This is a genomic window from Pseudomonas sp. LAMO17WK12:I10 (genome assembly GCF_900215185.1).
GTDB lineage: Bacteria > Pseudomonadota > Gammaproteobacteria > Pseudomonadales > Pseudomonadaceae > Aquipseudomonas > Aquipseudomonas chlororaphis.
Genome location: NZ_OBDX01000005.1, coordinates 1 through 21,962, shown reverse-complemented (window position 1 = coordinate 21,962; position 21,962 = coordinate 1). Strand labels below are relative to the sequence as shown.

18 protein-coding genes, 1 tRNA gene and 4 pseudogenes are annotated in these 21,962 nt (G+C 57.4%); 8 read left to right on the top strand and 15 right to left on the bottom strand.

The annotated features are described in order from the left end of the window. Positions 1–42 precede the first annotated feature (42 nt). The 4 genes from CRO75_RS07740 to trmJ form a co-directional block, all read right to left on the bottom strand. Positions 43–1,257 carry an IscS subfamily cysteine desulfurase gene (locus CRO75_RS07740; protein ID WP_009045441.1) on the bottom strand — a complete coding sequence of 405 codons (1,215 nt, stop codon included), beginning with the start codon at positions 1,255–1,257 and terminating at the stop codon, positions 43–45. 50 nt (positions 1,258–1,307) lie between these two features. Next, the gene (gene iscR / locus CRO75_RS07735; RefSeq protein WP_009045442.1) at positions 1,308–1,799 is read right to left on the bottom strand and encodes a Fe-S cluster assembly transcriptional regulator IscR; all 492 of its coding nucleotides are present in this window, start codon (positions 1,797–1,799) and stop codon (positions 1,308–1,310) included. 259 nt (positions 1,800–2,058) lie between these two features. Beyond that, the gene (cysE, locus tag CRO75_RS07730) at positions 2,059–2,835 is read right to left on the bottom strand and encodes a serine O-acetyltransferase (protein WP_007929518.1); all 777 of its coding nucleotides are present in this window, start codon (positions 2,833–2,835) and stop codon (positions 2,059–2,061) included. After that, positions 2,828–3,607, bottom strand: coding sequence for a tRNA (cytosine(32)/uridine(32)-2'-O)-methyltransferase TrmJ (gene trmJ / locus CRO75_RS07725; RefSeq protein WP_007929516.1), 780 nt, complete (start codon positions 3,605–3,607; stop codon positions 2,828–2,830). The genes cysE and trmJ overlap by 8 nt, the downstream gene beginning before the upstream one ends. A gap of 256 nt (positions 3,608–3,863) precedes the next feature. On the opposite strand from trmJ, the gene suhB reads away from it, so the two are divergent. Beyond that, complete coding sequence (gene suhB / locus CRO75_RS07720) at positions 3,864–4,679, top strand: inositol-phosphate phosphatase (protein ID WP_007929514.1); 816 nt, start codon at positions 3,864–3,866, stop codon at positions 4,677–4,679. Between the two features lie 146 nt (positions 4,680–4,825). Here the strand turns inward: suhB and CRO75_RS07715 are convergent, their stop codons facing one another. From CRO75_RS07715 to queA, 6 genes are all read right to left on the bottom strand, one after another. Beyond that, the gene (locus CRO75_RS07715; protein ID WP_007929513.1) at positions 4,826–5,374 is read right to left on the bottom strand and encodes a glycine zipper 2TM domain-containing protein; all 549 of its coding nucleotides are present in this window, start codon (positions 5,372–5,374) and stop codon (positions 4,826–4,828) included. Positions 5,375–5,494: 120 nt separating this feature from the next. Continuing rightward, positions 5,495–6,409 carry a protein translocase subunit SecF gene (gene secF, locus CRO75_RS07710; protein ID WP_007929512.1) on the bottom strand — a complete coding sequence of 305 codons (915 nt, stop codon included), beginning with the start codon at positions 6,407–6,409 and terminating at the stop codon, positions 5,495–5,497. A 9-nt stretch (positions 6,410–6,418) separates the two neighbouring features. Further along, positions 6,419–8,287 (bottom strand): protein translocase subunit SecD, encoded by a 1,869-nt coding sequence (gene secD, locus CRO75_RS07705; protein WP_007929511.1) that lies wholly within the window; start codon positions 8,285–8,287, stop codon positions 6,419–6,421. 62 nt (positions 8,288–8,349) lie between these two features. Further along, entirely contained in the window at positions 8,350–8,685 is a 336-nt protein-coding gene (yajC, locus tag CRO75_RS07700) for a preprotein translocase subunit YajC (RefSeq protein ID WP_007929510.1), read from the bottom strand. A gap of 47 nt (positions 8,686–8,732) precedes the next feature. Further along, positions 8,733–9,848: a tRNA guanosine(34) transglycosylase Tgt gene (tgt, locus tag CRO75_RS07695; RefSeq protein ID WP_162096445.1), complete on the bottom strand. Its 1,116-nt coding sequence runs from the start codon at positions 9,846–9,848 to the stop codon at positions 8,733–8,735. A 14-nt stretch (positions 9,849–9,862) separates the two neighbouring features. Beyond that, positions 9,863–10,912, bottom strand: coding sequence for a tRNA preQ1(34) S-adenosylmethionine ribosyltransferase-isomerase QueA (gene queA, locus CRO75_RS07690; protein WP_097134907.1), 1,050 nt, complete (start codon positions 10,910–10,912; stop codon positions 9,863–9,865). Positions 10,913–11,020: 108 nt separating this feature from the next. Between queA and CRO75_RS07685 the strand changes: the two genes are divergently transcribed. The 5 genes and pseudogenes from CRO75_RS07685 to CRO75_RS07660 all read left to right on the top strand — a co-directional run bounded on the left by CRO75_RS07685 (position 11,021) and on the right by CRO75_RS07660 (position 16,275). Then, positions 11,021–11,105, top strand: a tRNA-Leu gene (locus tag CRO75_RS07685). Positions 11,106–11,267: 162 nt separating this feature from the next. After that, positions 11,268–12,596, top strand: a complete 1,329-nt coding sequence (locus CRO75_RS07680; protein WP_097134906.1) for an integrase arm-type DNA-binding domain-containing protein — start codon at positions 11,268–11,270, stop codon at positions 12,594–12,596. Between the two features lie 990 nt (positions 12,597–13,586). Further along, a pseudogene (locus CRO75_RS33595) lies at positions 13,587–13,721 on the top strand (integrase); the annotation flags it as partial. Then, positions 13,720–15,237, top strand: a pseudogene (locus CRO75_RS07665) (DUF927 domain-containing protein); the annotation flags it as partial. The pseudogenes CRO75_RS33595 and CRO75_RS07665, both read left to right, overlap by 2 nt. A 93-nt stretch (positions 15,238–15,330) precedes the next feature. Beyond that, complete coding sequence (locus tag CRO75_RS07660; RefSeq protein ID WP_097134904.1) at positions 15,331–16,275, top strand: chromosome segregation protein SMC; 945 nt, start codon at positions 15,331–15,333, stop codon at positions 16,273–16,275. Between the two features lie 9 nt (positions 16,276–16,284). On the opposite strand, the pseudogene CRO75_RS07655 reads toward CRO75_RS07660, so the two are convergent. Then, positions 16,285–17,273, bottom strand: a pseudogene (locus CRO75_RS07655) (IS3 family transposase). After that, positions 17,242–17,508 (bottom strand): hypothetical protein, encoded by a 267-nt coding sequence (locus CRO75_RS32520; RefSeq protein WP_143503901.1) that lies wholly within the window; start codon positions 17,506–17,508, stop codon positions 17,242–17,244. The pseudogene CRO75_RS07655 and the gene CRO75_RS32520 overlap by 32 nt, the downstream one beginning before the upstream one ends. Before the next feature lie 49 nt (positions 17,509–17,557). Between CRO75_RS32520 and CRO75_RS07650 the strand changes: the two genes are divergently transcribed. Next, on the top strand, positions 17,558–17,923 hold the full coding sequence (locus CRO75_RS07650; RefSeq protein ID WP_097134903.1) for a histone-like nucleoid-structuring protein, MvaT/MvaU family: 366 nt from the start codon (positions 17,558–17,560) through the stop codon (positions 17,921–17,923). A 73-nt stretch (positions 17,924–17,996) separates the two neighbouring features. Here CRO75_RS07650 and CRO75_RS07645 read toward each other — a convergent pair whose 3' ends face one another. The 3 genes and pseudogenes from CRO75_RS07645 to CRO75_RS32515 all read right to left on the bottom strand — a co-directional run bounded on the left by CRO75_RS07645 (position 17,997) and on the right by CRO75_RS32515 (position 21,012). Beyond that, entirely contained in the window at positions 17,997–18,254 is a 258-nt protein-coding gene (locus tag CRO75_RS07645; RefSeq protein ID WP_097134902.1) for a bacteriocin immunity protein, read from the bottom strand. Beyond that, positions 18,251–19,588: pseudogene (locus tag CRO75_RS07640) on the bottom strand (S-type pyocin domain-containing protein). Before CRO75_RS07640 ends, CRO75_RS07645 begins: the two are co-directional and overlap by 4 nt. A gap of 272 nt (positions 19,589–19,860) precedes the next feature. After that, entirely contained in the window at positions 19,861–21,012 is a 1,152-nt protein-coding gene (locus CRO75_RS32515) for a hypothetical protein (protein ID WP_143503899.1), read from the bottom strand. Positions 21,013–21,735: 723 nt separating this feature from the next. On the opposite strand from CRO75_RS32515, the gene CRO75_RS07630 reads away from it, so the two are divergent. After that, positions 21,736–21,962: helix-turn-helix domain-containing protein (locus CRO75_RS07630; RefSeq protein ID WP_143503897.1), on the top strand; the 227-nt coding region annotated here is incomplete at its 3' end.

Below are 21,962 nucleotides of genomic sequence, written 5' to 3'. Positions count from 1 at the left end.
TCGCCGCGTCGCTACAGGAGCTGTACCTGGCGGCTTCTATATTTAGTGTGCCGCCCACTCGATCTTCGAGATATCGACGCCGTCTTTGTACATGTCCCACAGCGGCGACAGAGCGCGCAGCTTGGTCACGGCCTCGCAGACTTTCTGCGCGGCATAATCGATTTCTTCTTCGGTGGTGAAGCGGCCGAAGGTGAAGCGGATCGAGCTGTGTGCCAGTTCGTCGTTGCGGCCCAGGGCGCGCAGTACGTACGAAGGCTCCAGCGAAGCCGAGGTGCAGGCCGAACCGGAGGAAACCGCCAGGTCCTTGAGCGCCATGATCAGCGACTCGCCTTCGACGTAGTTGAAGCTCAGGTTCAGGTTGTGCGGCACGCGGGAGGTCATGCTGCCGTTGATGTACAGCTCCTCCAGGTGCTCGACCTGCTTGTAGAAGCGGTCGCTCAACGCCTTGATACGCAGGTTTTCGGCAGCCATGTCTTCCTTGGCTACACGGAAGGCTTCGCCCATGCCAACGATCTGGTGGGTGGCCAGGGTGCCGGAACGCATGCCGCGCTCGTGACCACCGCCGTGCATGGTCGCTTCGAGGCGAACCCGCGGTTTGCGGCTGACGTACAGCGCGCCGATACCTTTAGGACCGTAGGTCTTGTGGGCGGAGAAGGACATCAGGTCGACTTTCAGCGCCTGCAAGTCGATGTCGACCTTGCCAGTGGACTGAGCCGCATCGACGTGGAACAGAATGCCTTTGGAACGAGTCAGCTCACCGATGGCGGCGATGTCGTTGATGGTGCCGATTTCGTTGTTCACGTGCATGATCGAAACCAGGATGGTGTCGTCGCGCAGGGCAGCTTCAACCATGGCCGGAGTGATCAGGCCGTCTTCGCCTGGCTCGATGTAGGTGACTTCGAAGCCTTCACGCTCGAGTTGGCGCATGGTGTCCAGGACAGCCTTGTGCTCGATCTTCGAGGTGATCAGGTGTTTGCCCTTGGTGTGGTAGAAATGCGCGACACCCTTGATTGCCAGGTTGTCGGACTCGGTGGCACCGGAGGTCCAGACAATTTCACGCGGGTCGGCATTGACCAGGTCAGCCACTTGGCGACGGGCATTTTCCACCGACTCTTCGGCTTTCCAGCCGAACACGTGGGAGCGGGACGCCGGGTTACCGAAGTTTCCGTCGACCAGCAGGCATTCACTCATCTTTTGCGCGACACGCGGATCAACCGGGGTGGTCGCTGAGTAATCAAGGTAAATCGGCAATTTCATGGACTCTCTCCTAAATCAGGCTGGCTGGCGTGCCGCTAGCTCTTTGGCTGTCATTCGACGGCGGACGCTTCAATCTTGTCCAGGTGCTGCGCCTTACCATTACAGCGGCGCTGATCCTGACGCTGGGCTACTTCTTGCACCTCACGGCGAGTCACAAGGTCAGCCAAGCTGATACCGCTCAGAAATTCGTGAATCTGCAGGCTCAGATCGCACCACAAGTGGTGGGTCAGACAGGTGTCGCCGGAATGGCAATCGCCCTGGCCCTGGCATTTGGTTGCATCGACCGACTCGTTCACCGCATCGATCACCTGGGCCACCTGAATGCCTTGCATGTCACGCGACAGCTGGTAGCCACCGCCTGGACCACGCACGCTGGACACCAGATTGCTGCGGCGCAGCTTGGCGAAGAGCTGTTCGAGATAGGACAGGGAGATGCCTTGGCGCTCAGAGATATCGGCCAGGGACACCGGCCCATGTTGCGCGTGCAACGCCAAGTCAAGCATGGCTGTTACCGCGTATCGGCCTTTTGTAGTCAGTCGCATGGACAAGTACCACGGAGTGTTTCGGGATGGGAGCGAGTATGCAATTCCCGAGTAATTAAGTCAACTATAAGACCTACTACTTTAGTCAGGTTTACCCGCAAAAGAGCGCGCGAATCATAGCAAAGTCTGCAGGGTAATGGCACGCCCTGGATTTACTCGGTGACTAATGGGTCGCCAACGCCCTTTTGGACGTTGCGCAAGCAGGCTCACTTCGACAAAGCGAACCTGCTCGCGATCAACGCCAAAGTGCCCGAAAGGCTCAGCCGACCTGGCTGTCGCCCTTGTCCTTGACGCCCGCGAAGTCCTCATCGCGCAGCGCCGGCAGATCCTTGGCACAGTAGTTACTGCCCAGATCCTTCAAGGCCCCGCACATACCCTCCAGACGTCCATCGACGGCCTGCAGGTGATCGAGCAACTGGCCAATGGCCCGCGCCACCGGATCCGGCATGTCCTCGCTGACCCCATAGGCATCGAAGCCGAGCTTCTCGGCCATGGCCTTGCGCTTGGCTTCCTGCTCGTCATCGGACTTGACGATGATACGCCCGGGAATACCCACCACCGTGGCGCCCGCCGGCACCGCCTTGGTCACCACCGCATTGGAGCCGACCTTGGCGCCCGCCCCTACAGTGAACGGCCCCAGCACCTTGGCGCCCGCCCCCACCACCACGCCATCTTCCAGGGTCGGATGACGCTTGCCCTTGTTCCAGCTGGTGCCGCCCAGGGTCACACCCTGATAGAGGGTGACGTCGTCACCGATCTCGGCGGTCTCGCCAATGACGATGCCCATGCCGTGATCGATAAAGAAGCGGCGACCGACCTTGGCCCCCGGGTGAATCTCGATCCCGGTCAACCAGCGCCCGAAGTTCGACACCAGGCGCGCCAGCCACTTCCAACCCATGCCCCACAACGCGCCGGACAGGCGATGAATCCAGATGGCATGCATGCCCGGGTAGCAGGTCAGGACCTCGAATGCATTACGCGCCGCCGGGTCACGATGGAAAACACTCTGGATATCTTCACGCAAACGCTCAAACATCATCATTCTTCCGCTTAAGGAGCTCGCCACGGGCCGCTTTCTGGGTCTCCGTGAGGATGCCACGCAAAATATTCATTTCCGCCCGGCTCACCGAGCTGCGTCCGTACAACCGGCGCAGGCGCGCCATCAAGTGCCGTGGTTTTTCCGGATCGAGGAAGTCGATGGCCACCAGCGTCTGCTCCAGATGCTCGTAGAACCGCTCCAGTTCGTCCATGGTCGCCAGCTCATCACTGCGCGGCGACGCCACTTCATCCTTCTCGACCTTGCTCGGCTGGCCTTCGGCCGCCAGCCAGGACATACGCACTTCATAAGCCAGCACCTGCACCGCCGTCGCCAGGTTCAGCGAGCTGAACTCCGGGTCCGAAGGGATATGCACGTGAAAATGACATCGCTGCAGCTCGTCATTGGTCAGGCCGGAATCCTCACGACCGAAGACCAAGGCAATTTCGGCGCCCTGCCCTGCCTCTTGCACCACCTTGACCCCGGACTCCCGGGGATCAAGCAACGGCCAGGGAATACGCCGATCACGGGCGCTGGTGCCAAACACCAGGGTGCAGCCAGCCAGGGCATCCTCCAAAGTGGCGACCACCTGAGCGTTTTCCAGAATGTCGGTGGCACCGGAGGCGCGCGCATCGGCCTCATGGGACGGGAAAATCCGCGGCTCGACCAGCACCAGCCGCGACAGCCCCATGTTCTTCATGGCACGCGCAGCCCCGCCGATGTTTCCGGGATGACTGGTATTGACCAGGACGACACGAATGTTCTGCAGCAAGGGAGGCGCTCTCGGACACGGGAAAGGGGAGCAAATCTTACAGAACAGCCAGCGCTCCCGCCTCAAAAATAACTGCTTCTGGATCGCACCTTATAGAAGCCGACCAGCTCCAGACGAACCACCACTCGTCAAAATGTGCGCGTATTTATGGGCTTGAGTGGCAGATCAAGGCAAGCGGAGCGAATGTCGACCTTCATCTGCAAAAGTTTTCTGCTAGAATGCTCGGCTTTCTTTAACAACCTTAGGTGACCTATCCATGCAGCCAATGCTGAATATCGCGCTGCGCGCCGCCCGCAGCGCCAGTGAACTGATTTTCCGCTCCATCGAGCGCCTGGATACCATCAAGGTCGACGAAAAAGACGCCAAAGACTACGTATCCGAAGTTGATCGCGCTGCCGAGCAGAAGATCATCGACGCATTGCGCAAGGCCTACCCGACTCACGGCATTCTCGGTGAAGAAACCGGCCTGCACGCTGGCAGCGGCGAAGGCGAAGACTACCTGTGGATCATCGACCCACTGGATGGCACCACCAACTTCCTGCGCGGCATTCCTCATTTCGCTGTCAGCATCGCCTGCAAATACCGCGGCCGCCTGGAACACGCCGTGGTTCTGGACCCGGTGCGCCAGGAAGAATTCACCGCCAGCCGTGGTCGCGGCGCCCAACTGAACGGTCGTCGCCTGCGCGTCAGCGGCCGCACCAGCCTGGACGGCGCCCTGCTGGGTACCGGCTTCCCGTTCCGTGACGATCAGATGGACAACCTCGACAACTACCTGGGCATGTTCCGCGCCCTGGTCGGCCAGACCGCCGGCATCCGCCGCGCCGGCGCTGCCAGCCTGGACCTGGCCTACGTGGCTGCCGGTCGTTTCGACGCCTTCTGGGAATCGGGCCTGTCCGAGTGGGACATGGCTGCGGGCGCCCTGCTGATCCAAGAGGCCGGCGGCCTGGTGAGCGACTTCACCGGCGGTCACGACTTCCTGGAAAAAGGCCACGTGGTTGCCGGCAACACAAAATGCTTCAAGGCGGTCCTCACCGCCATCCAGCCGCACCTGCCGGCTTCGCTGAAGCGCTAAGCGCCAGCGACAAAAAAGCACCCCTCGGGGTGCTTTTTTTATGCCTGGGGTTTATCGGAAAACAACTCTCTCTGTAGAAGCCTCAAAAACCTGCAGGCAATAAAAAAGCACCCCGCAGGGTGCTTTTTCATGATAACACTGAATGCTTATTGCACCGGCTGGTTCTGGCCCAGGATCAACTGACCTTCCTTGTTGACCGGAATCTGGCTGCCTGGATCACGATCCATACGCACCTGACCCTGCTTGCCGTTCAGCTCGTACTTCACGTCATAACCCACGACCTTTTCGCTGATGTCGTTGACCGTGTTGCAGCGAGTCTGAGTGGTGGTGTAGGTATCACGCTCCTGCATGCCTTCCTGCACCTTGTTACCGGCGTAACCACCGCCGACCGCACCAGCGACCGTGGCGATCTTCTTGCCCGTACCGCCGCCGATCTGGTTGCCCAGCAGGCCACCGGCCAGCGCACCGACCACCGTACCGGCGATCTGATGTTGATCCTTCACCGGAGCCTGACGGGTCACGGTGACGTCCTTGCACACTTCACGCGGTGTTTTGATCTGTTGTTTGACCGGCTGAACTGCCAGCACCTGCGCATACTCAGGGCCACTATTGACCAGCTTGTAGGTGGCAACAGCCCCCCCAGCAGTCACAGCGACGGCACCTAATACCGCACCAACCAGCATCGACTTGTTCACGTGAACCTCCTGACCATCACAAGCGGGACAAGCCCGCGCTTCTCCCAGCCTTGGAGCATAAAAAAAGGCGCGAGTTCAATACTCGCGCCTTTTCGACTGCTTGCCGGGAAGCGGAAACCGTTATGGACGGTCGTCGACTTCCTTCTCGGTATTGGCCGGAGGAATCAGGTCCTCACTGCTCAGGTTCAGCCAGATCAGCACCACGTTGGCGATGTAGATCGACGAGTAGGTACCCGCCAGGACACCGACGAACAAGGCGATGGAGAAGCCCCACAGGTTGTCGCCACCGAAGAACAGCAGTGCCGCGATCGCCAGCAGGGTGGAGATCGAGGTCGCCATGGTGCGCAACAGGGTCTGAGTGGTCGAGATGTTGATGTTCTCGATCAGGCTGGCCTTGCGCAGCACACGGAAGTTCTCACGCACCCGGTCGAACACCACGATGGTGTCGTTGAGCGAGTAGCCAATGATCGCCAGTACCGCCGCCAGCACCGTCAGGTCGAAGGTGATCTGGAAGAACGACAGGATACCCACGGTCACCACCACGTCGTGGATCAGGGAGACGATGGCGCCGACCGCGAACTTCCACTGAAAGCGGAAGGCCAGGTAGATCAGGATGCCGCCCAGCGCCATCAGCATGCCGAGGCCGCCCTGGTCGCGCAGCTCTTCACCCACTTGCGGGCCGACGAACTCGACGCGCTTGACCTGCGCCGGGTTGTCGCCGCCGGTCTTCTGCAGCGCCTCCGCCACCTGGTGGCCCAGTTGCGGGTCTTCACCCGGCATCCGCACCAACAGGTCGGTGGTCGCACCGAAGCTTTGCACGATCGCTTCGTGATAGCCGGACTCGCTCAGTTGAGCACGAACCTTCATCACATCCGCCGGACGCTCGTAGGTCAGCTCGATGAGCGTACCGCCGGTAAAGTCCAGGCCATAGTTCAACCCCTTGTGGAACCAGCTGAACAGCGCCAGAACGGTCAGGAGCAAAGTGACGCCGAACGCAACGTTCCGCACGCCCATGAAGTTGATAGTACGTAACATGGCAGCCCCTTAAATCCACAACTTCTTGAAGTCACGACCGCCGAAGATCAGGTTGACCATCGCGCGGGTCAGCCAGATGGCCGTGAACATCGAGGTAAAGATCCCGAGGGACATGGTCACCGCAAAGCCTTTGACCGGGCCGGTGCCCATGGCAAAGAGAATCCCGCCGACCAGCAACGTGGTCAGGTTGGAGTCGAGAATCGCGGTGAATGCCCGGCCGAAGCCTTCGTTGATTGCCCGCTGCACGGTCATGCCGGCGGCGATCTCTTCACGTATCCGCGAGAAGATCAGTACGTTGGCGTCCACCGCCATACCCATGGTCAGCACGATACCGGCGATACCCGGCAGGGTCAGCGTAGCCCCCAGCAAGGACATCAGGGCCAGCAGCAACACCATGTTCAGCGCCAGCGCCACGGTGGCGATGATGCCGAAGAAACGGTAGATGGCGATGATGAACAGCGACACGAACAGCATGCCCCACAGCGACGCATCGATACCCTTGGTGATGTTGTCGGCACCCAGGCTCGGGCCGATGGTGCGCTCTTCGGCGAAGTACATCGGTGCAGCCAGACCACCGGCACGCAGCAGCAGCGCCAGCTCGGAGGACTCGCCCTGGCCGTTCAGGCCGGTGATGCGGAACTGGCTACCCAGCGGCGACTGAATGGTCGCCAGGCTGATGATCTTCTTCTCTTCCTTGAAGCTCTGCACCGCGACGTCTTTCTCGACACCGTCGACCACTTGCTTGGTGTAAGTGGTGGTCGGCTTCTGCTCGATGAAGATCACCGCCATGCTGCGACCGACATTGCTGCGAGTCGAACGGCTCATCAGCTCGCCGCCGTGGCCATCGAGCTTGATGTTCACCTGTGGACGACCATGCTCGTCGAAGCCCGCCTGGGCGTCGGTCACCTGGTCACCGGTGATGATCAGGCCACGCTCGATCAGCGCAGGAGGACGGTTGCCTTCACGGAACTCGAAAGACTCGGAAGTGGCTTTCGAAGCGCCCGGCTCGGCGGCCAGACGGAACTCAAGGTTGGCCGTCTTGCCCAGGATACGCTTGGCTTCAGCGGTGTCCTGTACGCCCGGCAGCTCAACCACGATACGGTTGGCACCCTGGCGCTGAACCAGAGGCTCGGCAACACCCAGCTCGTTGACGCGGTTACGCACCGTGGTCAAGTTCTGCTTGATGGAGTATTCACGGATTTCCGCCAGCTTGGCCGGGGTCATCGCCAGACGCAGCACCGCCTGACCATTGAGGTCGGCCGGAACAATGTCGAAATCGTTGAAGTTCTTGCGGATCAGCGCACGGGCCTGTTCACGGGTCGCTTCGTCGCTGAAGCCCAGTTGAATGGCACCGCCCAGCTGCGGCAGGCTGCGATAGCGCAGACGCTCTTTACGCAGCAGGCTCTTCACATCGCCTTCGTAGACTTTCAGGCGTGCGTCGAGGGCTTTTTCCATGTCCACTTCCAGCAGGAAGTGCACACCACCGGACAAGTCCAGGCCCAGCTTCATCGGATGCGCGCCGAGGTTGCGCAGCCATTGCGGGGTGGTTTGTGCCAGGTTCAATGCAACGACGTAGTCGTCACCCAGGGCCTTGCGCACGACGTCCTTGGCTGGAAGCTGGTCTTCCTGCTTGGTCAGACGCAACAGGCCGCCCTTGCCCTTGGCCGCGATGGTCGCTGCCTTGACGTTGATCCCGGCGTCGGTGAGCGCTTTGCTCGCACGATCCAGATCCGCCTGAGTGACCTGCAACGCGGTGCTCGCGCCGCTGACCTGAATGGCCGGATCATCAGGGTATAGATTGGGAGCGGAATAAATAAAACCGATCGCCAGCACCGCCAGGATCAGTACGTATTTCCACAGAGGGTATTTGTTCAGCATCACGCCGCCCGTTTATGAAGCGGGGCGCCTTGCGCGCCCCGTCGATTGGTAAAAGTTGAAACTTAGATCGCCTTCAGCGTGCCTTTTGGCAGCGTGGCAGCGATCGCGCCTTTCTGAAACTTCATCTCGATAGTGTCGGAAACTTCCAGCACTACGAAGTCGTCGGTCACTTTGGTGATCTTGCCGGCGATACCGCCAGTAGTCACAACTTCGTCACCTTTCTGCAGGCTGCCCAGCAGGTTCTTTTGCTCTTTGGCGCGCTTGGCCTGCGGACGCCAGATCATTAGGTAGAAGATGACCAGGAAACCGACCAGGAAAATCCACTCAAAGCCAGTGCCGGCAGGGCCAGCAGCAGGTGCAGCAGCATCAGCCATTGCAGTCGAGATAAAAAAGCTCATGTAACACTCCGGATAATTGCAAAAGTGGGTCTAAACGTCTTTAGAACTTATTCTAAAGGCGGCACGGGCAACCCGCGTTTGGCATAGAAGGAATCGACAAAGGCGGCCAATGTACCCTGTTGAATAGCCTCGCGCAAACCAGCCATAAGCCGTTGGTAATGACGCAAATTATGGATGGTATTGAGCATGCTCCCCAGCATTTCGCCGCACTTGTCCAGATGATGCAGATAAGCACGGGAGAAGTTCTGGCAGGTATAGCAATCGCAGGTCGGATCCAGCGGCGAATCATCATGGCGATGGAACGCGTTGCGGATCTTCAGCACGCCAGTGTCAATGAACAAGTGCCCATTGCGGGCATTACGGGTTGGCATCACGCAATCGAACATGTCCACACCGCGGCGCACACCCTCAACCAGATCTTCCGGCTTGCCAACACCCATAAGGTAACGAGGTTTGTCTGCTGGCATCTGGCCTGGCAGGTAGTCCAGCACCTTGATCATCTCGTGCTTGGGCTCGCCCACCGACAGGCCGCCAATGGCCAGGCCGTCGAAGCCGATCTTGTCCAGGCCTTCCAGGGAACGCATGCGCAGGTCCTGGTGCATGCCGCCCTGGACGATGCCGAACAGCGCCGCCGTATTGTCGCCATGGGCATTCTTCGAGCGCTGGGCCCAGCGCAGCGACAGCTCCATGGACACCCGTGCGACGTCTTCGTCGGCCGGGTACGGGGTGCATTCGTCGAAGATCATCACGATGTCCGAGCCCAGGTCGCGCTGGACCTGCATCGACTCTTCCGGGCCCATGAAGACTTTGGCGCCGTCGACCGGCGAGGCGAAGGTCACGCCCTCCTCCTTGATCTTGCGCATGGCGCCCAGGCTGAACACCTGGAAACCGCCGGAGTCGGTGAGGATCGGGCCTTTCCACTGCATGAAGTCATGCAGGTCGCCGTGCTTCTTGATCACTTCGGTGCCCGGGCGCAGCCACAGGTGGAAGGTGTTGCCCAGGATGATTTCGGCGCCGGTGGCGACGATGTCCCGCGGCAGCATGCCCTTGACCGTGCCGTAGGTGCCCACGGGCATGAAAGCCGGGGTTTCCACAGTGCCGCGGGGGAAGGTCAGACGACCGCGACGAGCCTTGCCATCGGTGGCGAGCAGCTCGAAAGACATACGACAGGTGCGACTCATGCTTGATCCTCAGGGCCGTGTGGCGCGGGATTGCGGGTGATGAACATCGCATCACCGTAGCTGAAAAAGCGGTATCCATGCTCGACGGCAGCCTTGTAGGCGGCCATGGCTTCGGGATAACCGGCGAACGCCGAAACCAGCATCAACAGCGTGGATTCGGGCAAATGGAAGTTGGTGACCAGGGCATCGACCACATGGAACGGCCGGCCCGGGTAGATAAAGATGTCGGTGTCGCCGCTGAACGGCTTGAGCACGCCATCGCGCGCCGCGCTTTCCAGGGAACGCACGCTGGTGGTCCCCACCGCCACCACCCGACCGCCGCGCGCGCGGCAGGCGGCTACCGCATCCACCACGTCCTGACTGACTTCCAGCCATTCGTTGTGCATATGGTGATCTTCGATGCGCTCCACCCGCACCGGCTGGAAGGTCCCGGCGCCGACATGCAGGGTCACGAACGCGGTCTCGACGCCCTTGGCGGCAATCGCCTCCAGCAGCGGCTGGTCGAAGTGCAGCCCCGCGGTCGGCGCGGCCACCGCGCCCAGGCGCTCGGAATATACGGTCTGATAACGCTCGCGGTCCGAATCTTCGTCCGGGCGGTCTATATAAGGAGGCAACGGCATATGGCCGACGCGCTCCAGCAGCGGCAACACTTCCTCTGCAAACCCCAGCTCGAACAGGGTGTCGTGGCGGGCCAGCATCTCGGCCTCGCCACCGCCGTCGATCAGGATCTTCGAGCCCGGTTTCGGCGACTTGCTGGAGCGCACGTGGGCCAGCACACGGTGACTGTCGAGCACCCGTTCCACGAGGATTTCCAGCTTGCCGCCGGAGGCCTTCTGGCCAAACAGGCGCGCCGGAATCACCCGGGTATTGTTGAACACCATCAAGTCGCCCGGGCGCAAATGCTCAAGCAAATCAGTGAATTGACGGTGGGCCAGGGCGCCGGTGAGCCCATCCAGGGTCAACAGGCGACTCGCACGACGCTCGGCCAGGGGGTGGCGGGCGATCAGCGAATCAGGGAGCTCGAAGGTAAAGTCAGCAACACGCATGATGGGGTTCGTCTAGCAGGGCCGGAAAGTTTAGCGGAAATAGCCAAAATTGACCATGAAACCTGATTGACCAACGGTAGGCACGTCTCTATACTTCGCCGCCATTGAGCCCTGATGGCGGAATTGGTAGACGCGGCGGATTCAAAATCCGTTTTCGAGAGAAGTGGGAGTTCGAGTCTCCCTCGGGGCACCATTTGATGTACATAGACGTCCAAGGACGTCTACGCAACACCCCTAGAGCCCGCTAACTGCGGGCTTTTTGGTCTCTGGGGTTCCATCCCCGTCCCTTGCCAGCCAGGCTCTTTTTGGTACATTTTCTGTACATATCCAGTTCGAGAACCGGAGGTGTACAGCGATGCCATTGACCGCCTTGCAAATCAAAGCGTCCAAGCCTGCCGACAGACCGTTCACGTTGAGTGATAGTTCGGGTCTTGCCCTGCTGGTGAAACCCAACGGCAGCAAGTATTGGCACTTCCGGTACACGTATCAGGGTCGGGCGGCGCGCATGTCACTGGGCGTGTATCCGCATATCTCCTTGCAGGAAGCCCGTGAACGAGCTGCTGAATGCCGCAACCTACTCAAGCAAGGCACCAACCCCGGCGCCAAACGCCGCGATGACAAGCTGCGACAGCAGGAGGCCGGGCTCAACACCTTCAGGCGAGCCGCGGAGTACTGGTACCAATTCAAATCGGACTCCGGCCGCAGCAGCGCGACGCTGAAGAAGATTCGCGACTATCTCGATAAGGATCTACTGCCCGCTCTCGGCGAGAAGCAACTAGAGCTCATCACGCGAAGCGACTGCGCAAAACTGCAGGCCTGCATCGAAAAACGAGGCGCCTTCAATGTTGCGGACAAGACCCGGACCTGGCTGAAACAGATTTTCAGTCAAGCCATTGCACGCGGCCTGTGCGAACACAATCCAGCCTCCGAACTCCATGCCATTGCGATAGCCCCACCGCCCACTCAACACTATCCACATCTGCACGAACACGAACTACCTGAGTTTCTCCGGGCCTTAAGCAAGACCACCAGCCGGCTACCAGCGAGGATTGCATCATGGATGACAATTCTGACGGCGAGCCGCCCCGGCATGGTTCGCTACGCAAAATGGGAGGAAATCGATTTTGAGGAAGGGATTTGGACCATCCCGGCCGCCCGCATGAAGATGCGCAGAGACTACGTCAGTCCTCTACCTCATCAATTGATCGCCATGCTTACCAAACTGAACCAAAGCACTGGCCGCAGTCGGTATCTATTCCCAGGCAATGGTGAAAAGCAGCCAGTCATCAGTGAAAACACGATCAACCTGGTGTTCGCCAAGATCGGCTATAAAGGACGACTCGTCAGCCATGGCACTCGTCATACCGCAAGCACGCTGCTGCGCGAACATGGCTGGTTGAAGGACCATGTCGAAAGCCAGCTGGCTCACGTCGAGGGCGGCATCTCTGGTGAGTACAATCAAGCCCTATACCTGCCGCAACGTCGGATCATGATGCAGTGGTATGCAGACTATCTCGACGCCCTCAAAGAAGGCATTACAACCAACCTTCGCGATCAATTTGATACTCGCGTTAATCAGTTCCTCGCACGCCCTTCTGCACCGCCTCTAACAGTATCCCATACACACAAAGATGATCACCTCCAAAAGTTGCCTATCGAGACAGACTCAACGGCGACTCAGTGATCACGTGACGCCTCACCAATTCGACCCGGTCGACGACAACATCATCGCCTTGCAAAACTACGGTGGCGCATTCCAACACTGGTAAGACGGAGAGATCTCCACAGCCCAGCCTTCCACGCGGGTCCATTCAAACAGGGCTGCAAAGCCGCCCTGCTTGGATGGACCTCACTTAAAAAATCTAAAGCCCATACAGCTGTCTGTGGAAAACCACTGATTTCCACCGCTGGATAATTTCATCCGCAGCCGCAGAATTCTCGAAAAATCGAACCTTGACCCGAATTATCCACAGGCGTAGAAAAGATCGGGCAAAGTGCTGTCGTTGACAGCAACCCAGGTAGCCAGAACCTTTAAGGCTACGCCACACCGTGGTGGTTCTCCCAAAGTGCGATTAGCGTCCGGCGGCTCGCACGGTCACAGCGATGTGATGGATGCCTACTTTTATCAGTGTGCCGACTGCGGCAAATCTTCCCCTTTCATAGCTGCTCTGCAGCAACCTATCCGCTTGGCCATTTCCTTGCGCCAACCTGCGCTCGTCTCTTTCTCCCGGAAAGAGACGGGCGCTCCTACCGCTGCTGCAGCCCACCTCGTACAAGGCTTTGCGGCATTCCCCCTCGTGACAATCGGCGTGACAAACACCGAAGTCACCGGCAACAGCGAAGCCGATGATGGTGCCGCAGCCCAGGGAATGGACTGCACCTGGCTGACAGTCAGGCATGCCCCGGTCATCGCTTCACTGCCTTCACCTGACTCAGGATCTCGCGGCGCTGGTCTCGTCAGCCAATGCAGCCTCCACCCGCCCACTTCCTCGGAAGTGTTCAGGAGGCCAGATCATGAGATGCCCAAGCTCCCGGTCGTAAGGAGCCGCCAGTCTCGCGTTAGTGGACAAACCTCACAGGTCGCAGGGGCCTTGATCCCTGATAACACTCAACATTCGTGGCGGGATGACGTGGGGAAAGTTTTAAAAGTTTTGGCTTCGAGAGGAGTTTGATCATGGCATTGGTAGGTAGGCGGGATGGGCGCTATGGCCGGCAACTGAGCTATGCAGGGCCGCAGGCATTGCGCGACCTATTTGGCGGCGGGCATTACGGCACGGTCAAAGCACACAGTGACCGCTGGCAGGCGTTTGGTGGATATGGGTCTGCGTCTGGCCGGTAGTCGCTCCGGACGCAATGCACGCAACGACCTGCAAAGTTACTTCGGCGACTTCAACAGCGCGCAAAGGGCACGACTGGTTACCTGCTTGGGTTGGCACGACAACGCTTTTCTGCTGCCCGAGCAGCAAGTCGGTGCGCACAGCGAACACCTGCACTTCTACGAGGCCGGCTCTCAGCTTCCGCCGATCAGCGAAGCGGGCACACTTGAGCAATGGCAGGAGCAGATCGGCGCATTGTGCGTCGGTAACCATCGCTTGGCGTTCGTCGTCGGCGTGGCCTTTGCTGGCCCGCTGCTGCACATGCTCGGCCATGAGTCGGGCGGCTTCCACTTGTACGGCGACAGCTCAGGCGGCAAGACCACGCACCTGCAAGTGGCTGCCTCGATCTACGGCGGGCCGCGTCTGGTGCGTTCGTGGCGCTCCACCGACAACGCGCTGGAATCCATCGCCGCCGCGCACTCCGACGGGCTCCTGGTGCTGGATGAAATCGGCATGTGCGATCCACGCATCATTGGCGAGACGGTGTACATGCTCGGCAACGGCACTGGCAAGGCACGCGCCAATGATCGAGGGCAAGCAGGCCGACAGGTACAAGAGTGGCGTCTGCTGTTTCTCTCCACCGGAGAGAAGACGCTGGCCCAGCACATGGCCGAAGCCAACAAGGAACTGAAAGCGGGCATGGAGGTACGCATGCTCGCCGTTCCGGCCGATGCGAGCAAAGGCCTCGGCATGTTCGATGCGTTGAACGGCTTTGAGGATGCGGCGTCACCCGCCGACGCACTCAAGGCGCGGGTAGCGAAGTATTACGGCACTCCACTCACCGCGTTCCTCACAGCGCTGTGCGAGCCGGGCAAACGTCATGGCTGGTCCGCGATCCTGCGCCGCACATTGGAAGGGTTTATCGCCCAATCGCTACCGGCCTCGGCCAGCGGACAAGCGCACCGTGCGGCTGCTCGGTTCGGCCTCGCGGCCGCAGCCGGTGAGCTGGTCACCGCGATGGGTATCACCGGCTGGCCTGATGGAACTGCCACCACCGCTGCTCGCGTGTGCCTCAACGCATGGATAAACGAGCGTGGCGGCGCCGGGAACTTCGAAGGTGATGCGATCTTGGCGCGGCTGCGCCAGGTCATCGAGCGCTTCGGCGAAAGCCGTTTCACTCGCTGGGAATCGGCGGCGGCAAAGATCGACGAACACGGCCCGCGCACCATCGACCGCCTCGGCTTTCGCAAGACGCTGGAGCACGGCTTGGGCGACTCCTTGCACACCACCAACACCTATTACGTGCTGCCCGAAGCATGGCGCTCGGAGGTCTTCCGAGGCATGAACATCAACGCAGTGAACAAGGAGTTGCTACAACGCGGCGTTCTGGAGCCGAGTGGTGATGGCAAAGCATCGAGTTCTATCCGGTTGCCCGGGCTAGGCACGCAACGCTGCTACGTCGTGAAGACGATTCCGGGAATGGATGAGAGCGAGGCTCGGGCTGCCTGAGAGCATCTCTGCTGATCGAGGTAGCGCCGGCTCGTTTCCGGCCTCGCCAGCCACTCAACCAACCCACAATCGAATTGAACAGAGACTAAACAGATGACTGAGATTCAAGACTTGAAAGACCGTCGCGACCAACTGCTCAGCGAGGCAGAACGACTACACGCCGAAATGCTGCCACTTGAGACAGTGCTGGAAAGTGAAGACCCCATAGAGCCGGATCGAAAACGCGAGCTACGGGACAAGCACAACGAGCTGAAAAGGAATTTCGATTCGCGCAATCTCAATGCCGACCTATTAGATCGGAAGATCAGTCGCCGTGAAAACCTCGCCAATTGCGATTCCCTGATGGCGGGTTACGTCGAGGCGATGAATAACTGGAAGGCTGATGAGCAGGAGCTGAAGGAAAAGCGGCAGAGTCTAAGCACCCGCCTGGAACAGATCCAACAACAGGCGGTAGAGGACATGACCAAAGCCCGTCAGGACGAAACGGACGCTGCCACTGCGTACGCGCAGGCCGTCGCATGGGGCGACACCGAAGGAGAGAAGACCGCGAACGCCGACGCACAAAAGGCCGCGAAGAACCTGACAGCGGCCGCCGAACATAACCGTCGGCAAACCCTGATCATGGTCGCACTGGAGCAGGAGCTGGTCACCGTAGATAAATACATCGCCGAAGCACAGGAAAAGTATGAGGGGATAGAACGCAACGCTCTGTGGCTCTCGAAGACGGTACTCGAGGAGCAGTGGAACGAGACCGCTAAAGCGTTGTTCGAGGTAGGCGGAAAGCTGTGGGCAAACTACAACCTGCTGGGACTTGATCAGGTAGGGCTTATGAAACTGGCCGTACCCGAGCAAGGCGAAAATCATGGGCGATGGACATGGCACGAGCTAATAGATCGCTCTCGTCAATACAGCGCGCGAGACTTAGCGCAGCTCGACAGTCTGCCGATACTGCAACAGCCCGAAGATGTGAGCAATCCGGAACAACGCAAGGATGAACGTAATGAACAAGCCACTACAGAACAGCGCGAGCTGGTCTGACTGTAGTGGTCAACTAATCCCGGACACGACGTTAAGTTTTTCCTCGGCTCGCGCTGGCCGGCTCATGCTCTGGCGCATGCGGTATCGCCACAACCGCTGGCGAAATAATCGGCTTGCATATTGTGATCCTTGATCCGAGTGGAACAGCAGACCCGAAGGCCGGCCACGTTGCTCGTAGGCCATATCCAGCGCCTTGATCACCAGTTCAGCGTCTGGCTTTTCCGACAGCGCCCAACCCACGATCCGACGCGCACAAAGATCCAGTACGACAGCCAGGTAATGCCACTTTCCTTGCGCCCAAATGTAGGTGATATCGCCGCACCAGACTTGATTGGGGGCTGGTACATCGAATTCACGGTTCAACGTATTCGGGATATCGAGCCTTTCTACTGTTGCTCGTTTGTAAGCGTGAGAGCCGGGTTGTTTGCTAACTAAATCAAGCTCGCGCATCAAGCTGCGCACTTTGAATCGACCAAGTTGCTCACCGTCTTCACGCATCAACGACAAGATGCTGCGACTGCCCGCAGCGCTTCGGCTTTGCGAGAACAGTTCACTGACGCGGCTACGCAATCGAAGCCGTTCTACATTGGGCGTGCGGCGTCGCAGGCGCTGGGCGTAGTAACACGAGCGGGTGACGGCAAACACCTTACACAGCCAATCAACCGGCTCATGGGCGCTCAACTGGTCAATCAGCGCGAACGCTCGTGATCTTCCGACATCAAGAACGCGGTAGCCTTTTTTAGTATGGATTTTTCTCGTTCAAGCCGAGCAATGCGGGCTTCCAGCTCCTGGATCTTTTGCTGTTCCGGCGTCAGCGCCTTACTCTGCGGGGTGACGCCTTTATGTTCTTTCTAAATCTGATCAACCCAACGGCGTAATGCCGATTCACCAATGCCTAGTGAGCGGCTGGCTTCGATGTAGCTGTAGTTTTGTTTAAGCACGAGGTCGGCTGCCTCGCGCTTGAATTCAGGAGTAAAGGAGCGGCGTTGTTTGGTCATCTGACACCTCGATCTGGCGAGCATTCTCGCCTAAATGGGTGTCCGGTTTCATTAGACCACTACAGACACGCTCAAAATTCGGAAAGCCCATCTGAATGCTTTGCTTAAAACCATCGACGCGCGTTCCGGCAAAATCAGCCCGATACAAACGCTGACCATCAACGCAATTAAAGCGGAAATGGCACACATAGAAAGTCAACTGAATCGCCGGAAATAGAGCTGAACTTGTATTCAACACTACTATCCTAATAATCAAGTACAGACGCTCAGAAAAGGGAATCAAAATGTCCAAACTCGCAGAATACCGTCAGCTGGAAAAACATCTCGCCGAGCAACTCCAGGCACTGGAAGCACTAAAAGGTGATGATGGACTGAAGAAAGAAATCGAGTTCGAAACCAAGTTGCGCAAGCTGCTCGAGCATTACGGTTTTAGCCTGAAGCACATCATCAACCTACTCGATCCGCAAACGACTGCCAGACGCCAATCTGCGGCCCCGGCCGGCAGCACACGCAAACCACGCGAACTCAAAGTCTACAAAAACCCGAATACTGGGGAAGTGATCGAAACCAAAGGTGGGAATCACAAAGCATTGAAAGAATGGAAAGCAGAACACGGCGCCGACGTCGTCGAGGGATGGTTGAAGAAGTAAAATAGCTTCACCTGAAAAAGGGCTCAAACGGGCCCTTTTTAGTTTTTTACCCTCCAACAGCGCTCCCCCTATTTTACTCCTTGAAGCCCCGCAAGCCCTGTGCTGCGCGCCAGACTTTGACGGTTTGCAAAATGCCGTTAGGTGAATCGTCCTCGCCGTCTTCTGAGTAATAAATCCAGTCAGAGGCGGCAGGATTGCCAGTTACCTCGATGAAGTTTTCCAGCAACTTGTCTTGATAGTCTTCGGTGCCTGAGGCGCTACAATTTTCTTTAATCAATGCAAGAAATTCGCTCTCCGAGTATTGGGATAGGCTGTTTTTGAGTGCGATCATTTCGAGCTCCGATGTGTATCAATATGGTGTTTTGGTGTCATGGCACTTAGATTATCGACGTCGTACACCTCTCCACCTTCAGAAACTGGAACTCCGTGGTGAAGCTCGAAGGAACGATGCTTACCCACGGTATCAATTGCCCGAGCGCGAGACGCCATGCCCTCAAGCATTCGGGCCTTGTTGCTGTCGTTGAATTGACTGGCCAACTCCGCATCACTTCCTACCGCAATCCAGAATGCCTTTCTGAAGGCGTCGAAGCTGCTGAAACTCTTTCCCCTGAGCTGATCCGCAATTCGCGTTGGCACGGGCGATCCCAACCCGACGCTGGTACCAGCGAGCCAGATGCCTGTCACGTCTTATCCCTGCCCGGTTACGGTGCCTGGGTTGAGGCGAACATTCATCACGATGTACAGGGGTTACACACCCGGACCAGCCGGGAAAACAAGGATGAAGTCTTTGTACTGGTCTGGGTAGATCGGGCTGACGATTATGCTGTCGACCTGTTCCGTTGGTGGGTAGATCCAAATTTGGGGCGCTTGAGGCGCGCCCTCTAAAGGCGGGATACCAGAGGTGCTCGATGGATCAACCGACGGCGTCCAGATGAGGGTTACGCCTTCGCCGAAGTCGGCGACTTGCTGAGATCCCTGCTGTGTGAACTCCACGACAGGAATCATTTCCCAGTCGCTGCGCTTCTGGGTGTTGTACCCGTACCCCTTCAGGGTTCCGTCGGCCTGCTCCTCGATATGGAGGCGGATGCAAGTGCGGGCCTTCGCCAGTGACTTAAGCTGGTCTTCTGTGTACAGGGAACTGTCACCAAAGCTAGAAGGCCACAGCAGTGCGACTATCCCTGCCAAGGTGCCAGCAGCCACCCCGGCAGTGACGACGCCGGTACCACCGGCGGCTCCTGTTGCGGCAGAGCCAGTTGCGACACTCGCGCCGCCAGCAGTCCCAGCCGTACACAGTCCACCACAAGAGGCTGCCGCAGCGCCAGCACCACCCAATAAAAGAGTTCCCAAGGCGGCGGGCAGGGCATTCCCGCTGATTTTTTTCAGTTGGATATTTCCCGCAGCATCTGTCTCGCGGCCGGCGAGGAGGGAGAACTCTCCGTATTTGGCCAGGCTCTCTACCGGAATAAATCCAGCAGGCTTCTTGTGATCGATCACACCGTCTGCGAGATCACAACTCTTGGCGAACACACACCCTTTGGTGGCGGGGTTCGTTTCAGTCTTTGTTGGGAGGTCTTTGTATTCCGCCCAACGCTGAGCGTGAATATCGACGGAGTCGGTACCGCTGTTGCGGTAACTCTTCGATGGGTTGGGGACGTATCCGCTCATTCCTTGATTCCTGAATCGTTTTCATCCTGAAAGCCACTACGTCACCGGGAAAACTACATCTACACGGTGACAATCTCGATCAGAAAGGATAATCGCTTCAGTTAGATAGTCGAGTGGTGGCGTATCGCCAGAACAGAGGCACTCGGCCCTATGAGAGACTAAGTCAATACTGGTAAGTGCCCTAAGAAAACTCTTCAAGTATTTTCAGCGTGTGTGTGTGTTTTGGCAGAGGCCATGCCGGATAAGGGCTTCAGCCCTAATCCGCTGATCAGCTAAACACGTAAAATATCTATTCTGGCACTTAATTGATCCTGAACATAACCAACCCTGTCCATAAAATTGTTCTTGGCTTGGACGGCATCGTCCGAATTCCAGTATTTCAAATTTTTATCTAAAAAGTCGCCCCAGTCCTCTCTTATGAACTTCTGTTTCGCTTCATCGCTGGGGAGCAACAAATCTATATGATCTTTATTAACCCCCCCTCTTTTAATCCACTCAGCCCCAGGCTCAAGGATCGTTTCATGGTCAATCGCGTACACCTTCCCATCATCACCATGAATAATGTTTCCACCTGTATCAAGACGATCTCGAACGTTTAGAAGGAAGTCAAATGCATACAAGCTTGTTTCTTTTCTATTGAACTTCTCTTCAGCGCCACCGTTCTCAATATAAGTGGAAACCACTTTATTATTTGTCCCCTCTACCAGTTCGGTTTTCGGCACAATGCCCAAGCCAAGCACCTCGGAAAACTGGTAAGCCAAAACTTCATTATGCGCTCGAGCTTTTTGGTCTCTCACACCATCGTCATCGAAAGCCAACATAGACCCAAAATCTTTTTGTACTACCCGTCGACCATCCGGAAGCTCCATTAGAAGCGCTTCGTTAGAGGACGAAAGCACATCAATTACTCTCGAACGTTTAAGTAACGCAGAATCAATAGCAAGCAGGTCAGTTTGAGAGTTCTCAGGTGGCGCAATAGCCACTTCATCATTTGATGCCGATTTAAGTGATTTGACGGCCGCTTTGACTTCGTGCTTGGTTGGCTCGATACCCTCAACATACGGCATCACCAATCTGCTCTTCGCCAAATAAGCAGAACTGAGTTTATTTCCCACTACTTCCATATAATCATTGCACATACTCAATTCATGGAGCGCTGCAGCTGCGTTGTCCTCCTCGAATGACTTGTTCACCCTTTGGGATGGAAAAGGGAAGTTTGTATCTAGTGCTGTACGCATGGAGCAAACATCAGCCTGCGCGCCCTGAGGCGAACTGATGCCTATTTCGGATAATGGTTTACGCTCTAACAAGAGGGAGCTGTCTGTGTTCGTGATGCCGTCAAGAGCAGTAGCAACTTTTCCCCCATCATGGGTGGACTCTTGAGTCATGGTGTTTGGAACCGTATTGCAAATCGGTACTTTCACAAAAATGATGACTCCTTGAGAAATACGATGAATGGCGGTTGCAGGATCTGAATGCAGCTCCGATCCTGCAACCGCCCTGAAAAACATCGTTAGTTAGACGCTTATCATCTAACCAGATCCGAACAGGCATGCCTTTCAAAAAACGCGCAAATTTGTCAGCTGCCCAGGCGTGATGAATCACACGCCGCGTCTCAATTGCTGGTGACTTAGAAGGGGCGGATACAGGAGCTGAGTACAACACGTCTATTGAATTGAAGCCGGGGCATTATGCCGCATCGCCATGGCCTCTTGCATCACTTCGCCCATGACTTCTATTGGGCATTTACAATGCTCTTCCTCAGAGGGCAGTTCATGCCACAGCTCTGCCACTCCGTCCGAAAAAACATTGCCCGCAATAGAGATAAATCATTACCCGACCAAACAGCTAAGTGCCCGAATAGAGATTTTACGTGTTTAGCTGATCAGCGGATTAGGGCTGAAGCCCTTGTGCGGCATGGCCTCTGCCAAAAAACACATGCGCTGAAAATATTTGAAGACTTTTCTTCGGGCACTTAAGTGGTAAGTACTAGAACAGAAATAATCCGACATTTCACCCCGGTGAATCCCTTGAATTAAGGAGGGTGGCCCTGCTGAAACAGTGGAAGATTTTCGTTCGGGTACTTAGAAGGTGTAGACAAAATAAACTAAAGTTACCATTTCTTCTGCCTGGACAGCCTCGAAGTCATGCCTAGAATCGGACGCCCGCCCGCGATTACCGCAGAGCAGTACCCAATGCTAGTCAAGCTTGCACAAGCCCATCCCTTCTCCAGCCAAGCTGAATTAGCGGATGCATTCCACGCTGAAACGGGTATCACCGCTCATCCCGACACCTTTGCCAAAGCCTTGAAGCTGGCGGGGATTACACGCATAAAGCCGCGCACCAAGGGCAGCTTTGTGTCATCCGAACCTCG

Bases quoted from the DNA above. Each gene is read 5' to 3' on its own strand.
- CRO75_RS07740 (WP_009045441.1), bottom strand. From the start codon at position 1,257: ATGAAATTGCCGATTTACCTTGATTACTCAGCGACCACCCCGGTTGAT.
- iscR (WP_009045442.1), bottom strand. From the start codon at position 1,799: ATGCGACTGACTACAAAAGGCCGATACGCGGTAACAGCCATGCTTGAC.
- cysE (WP_007929518.1), bottom strand. From the start codon at position 2,835: ATGTTTGAGCGTTTGCGTGAAGATATCCAGAGTGTTTTCCATCGTGAC.
- suhB (WP_007929514.1), top strand. From the start codon at position 3,864: ATGCAGCCAATGCTGAATATCGCGCTGCGCGCCGCCCGCAGCGCCAGT.
- secF (WP_007929512.1), bottom strand. From the start codon at position 6,409: ATGTTACGTACTATCAACTTCATGGGCGTGCGGAACGTTGCGTTCGGC.
- secD (WP_007929511.1), bottom strand. From the start codon at position 8,287: ATGCTGAACAAATACCCTCTGTGGAAATACGTACTGATCCTGGCGGTG.
- yajC (WP_007929510.1), bottom strand. From the start codon at position 8,685: ATGAGCTTTTTTATCTCGACTGCAATGGCTGATGCTGCTGCACCTGCT.
- tgt (WP_162096445.1), bottom strand. From the start codon at position 9,848: ATGTCTTTCGAGCTGCTCGCCACCGATGGCAAGGCTCGTCGCGGTCGT.
- queA (WP_097134907.1), bottom strand. From the start codon at position 10,912: ATGCGTGTTGCTGACTTTACCTTCGAGCTCCCTGATTCGCTGATCGCC.
- CRO75_RS07680 (WP_097134906.1), top strand. From the start codon at position 11,268: ATGCCATTGACCGCCTTGCAAATCAAAGCGTCCAAGCCTGCCGACAGA.
- CRO75_RS07660 (WP_097134904.1), top strand. From the start codon at position 15,331: ATGACTGAGATTCAAGACTTGAAAGACCGTCGCGACCAACTGCTCAGC.
- CRO75_RS07650 (WP_097134903.1), top strand. From the start codon at position 17,558: ATGTCCAAACTCGCAGAATACCGTCAGCTGGAAAAACATCTCGCCGAG.
- CRO75_RS07645 (WP_097134902.1), bottom strand. From the start codon at position 18,254: ATGATCGCACTCAAAAACAGCCTATCCCAATACTCGGAGAGCGAATTT.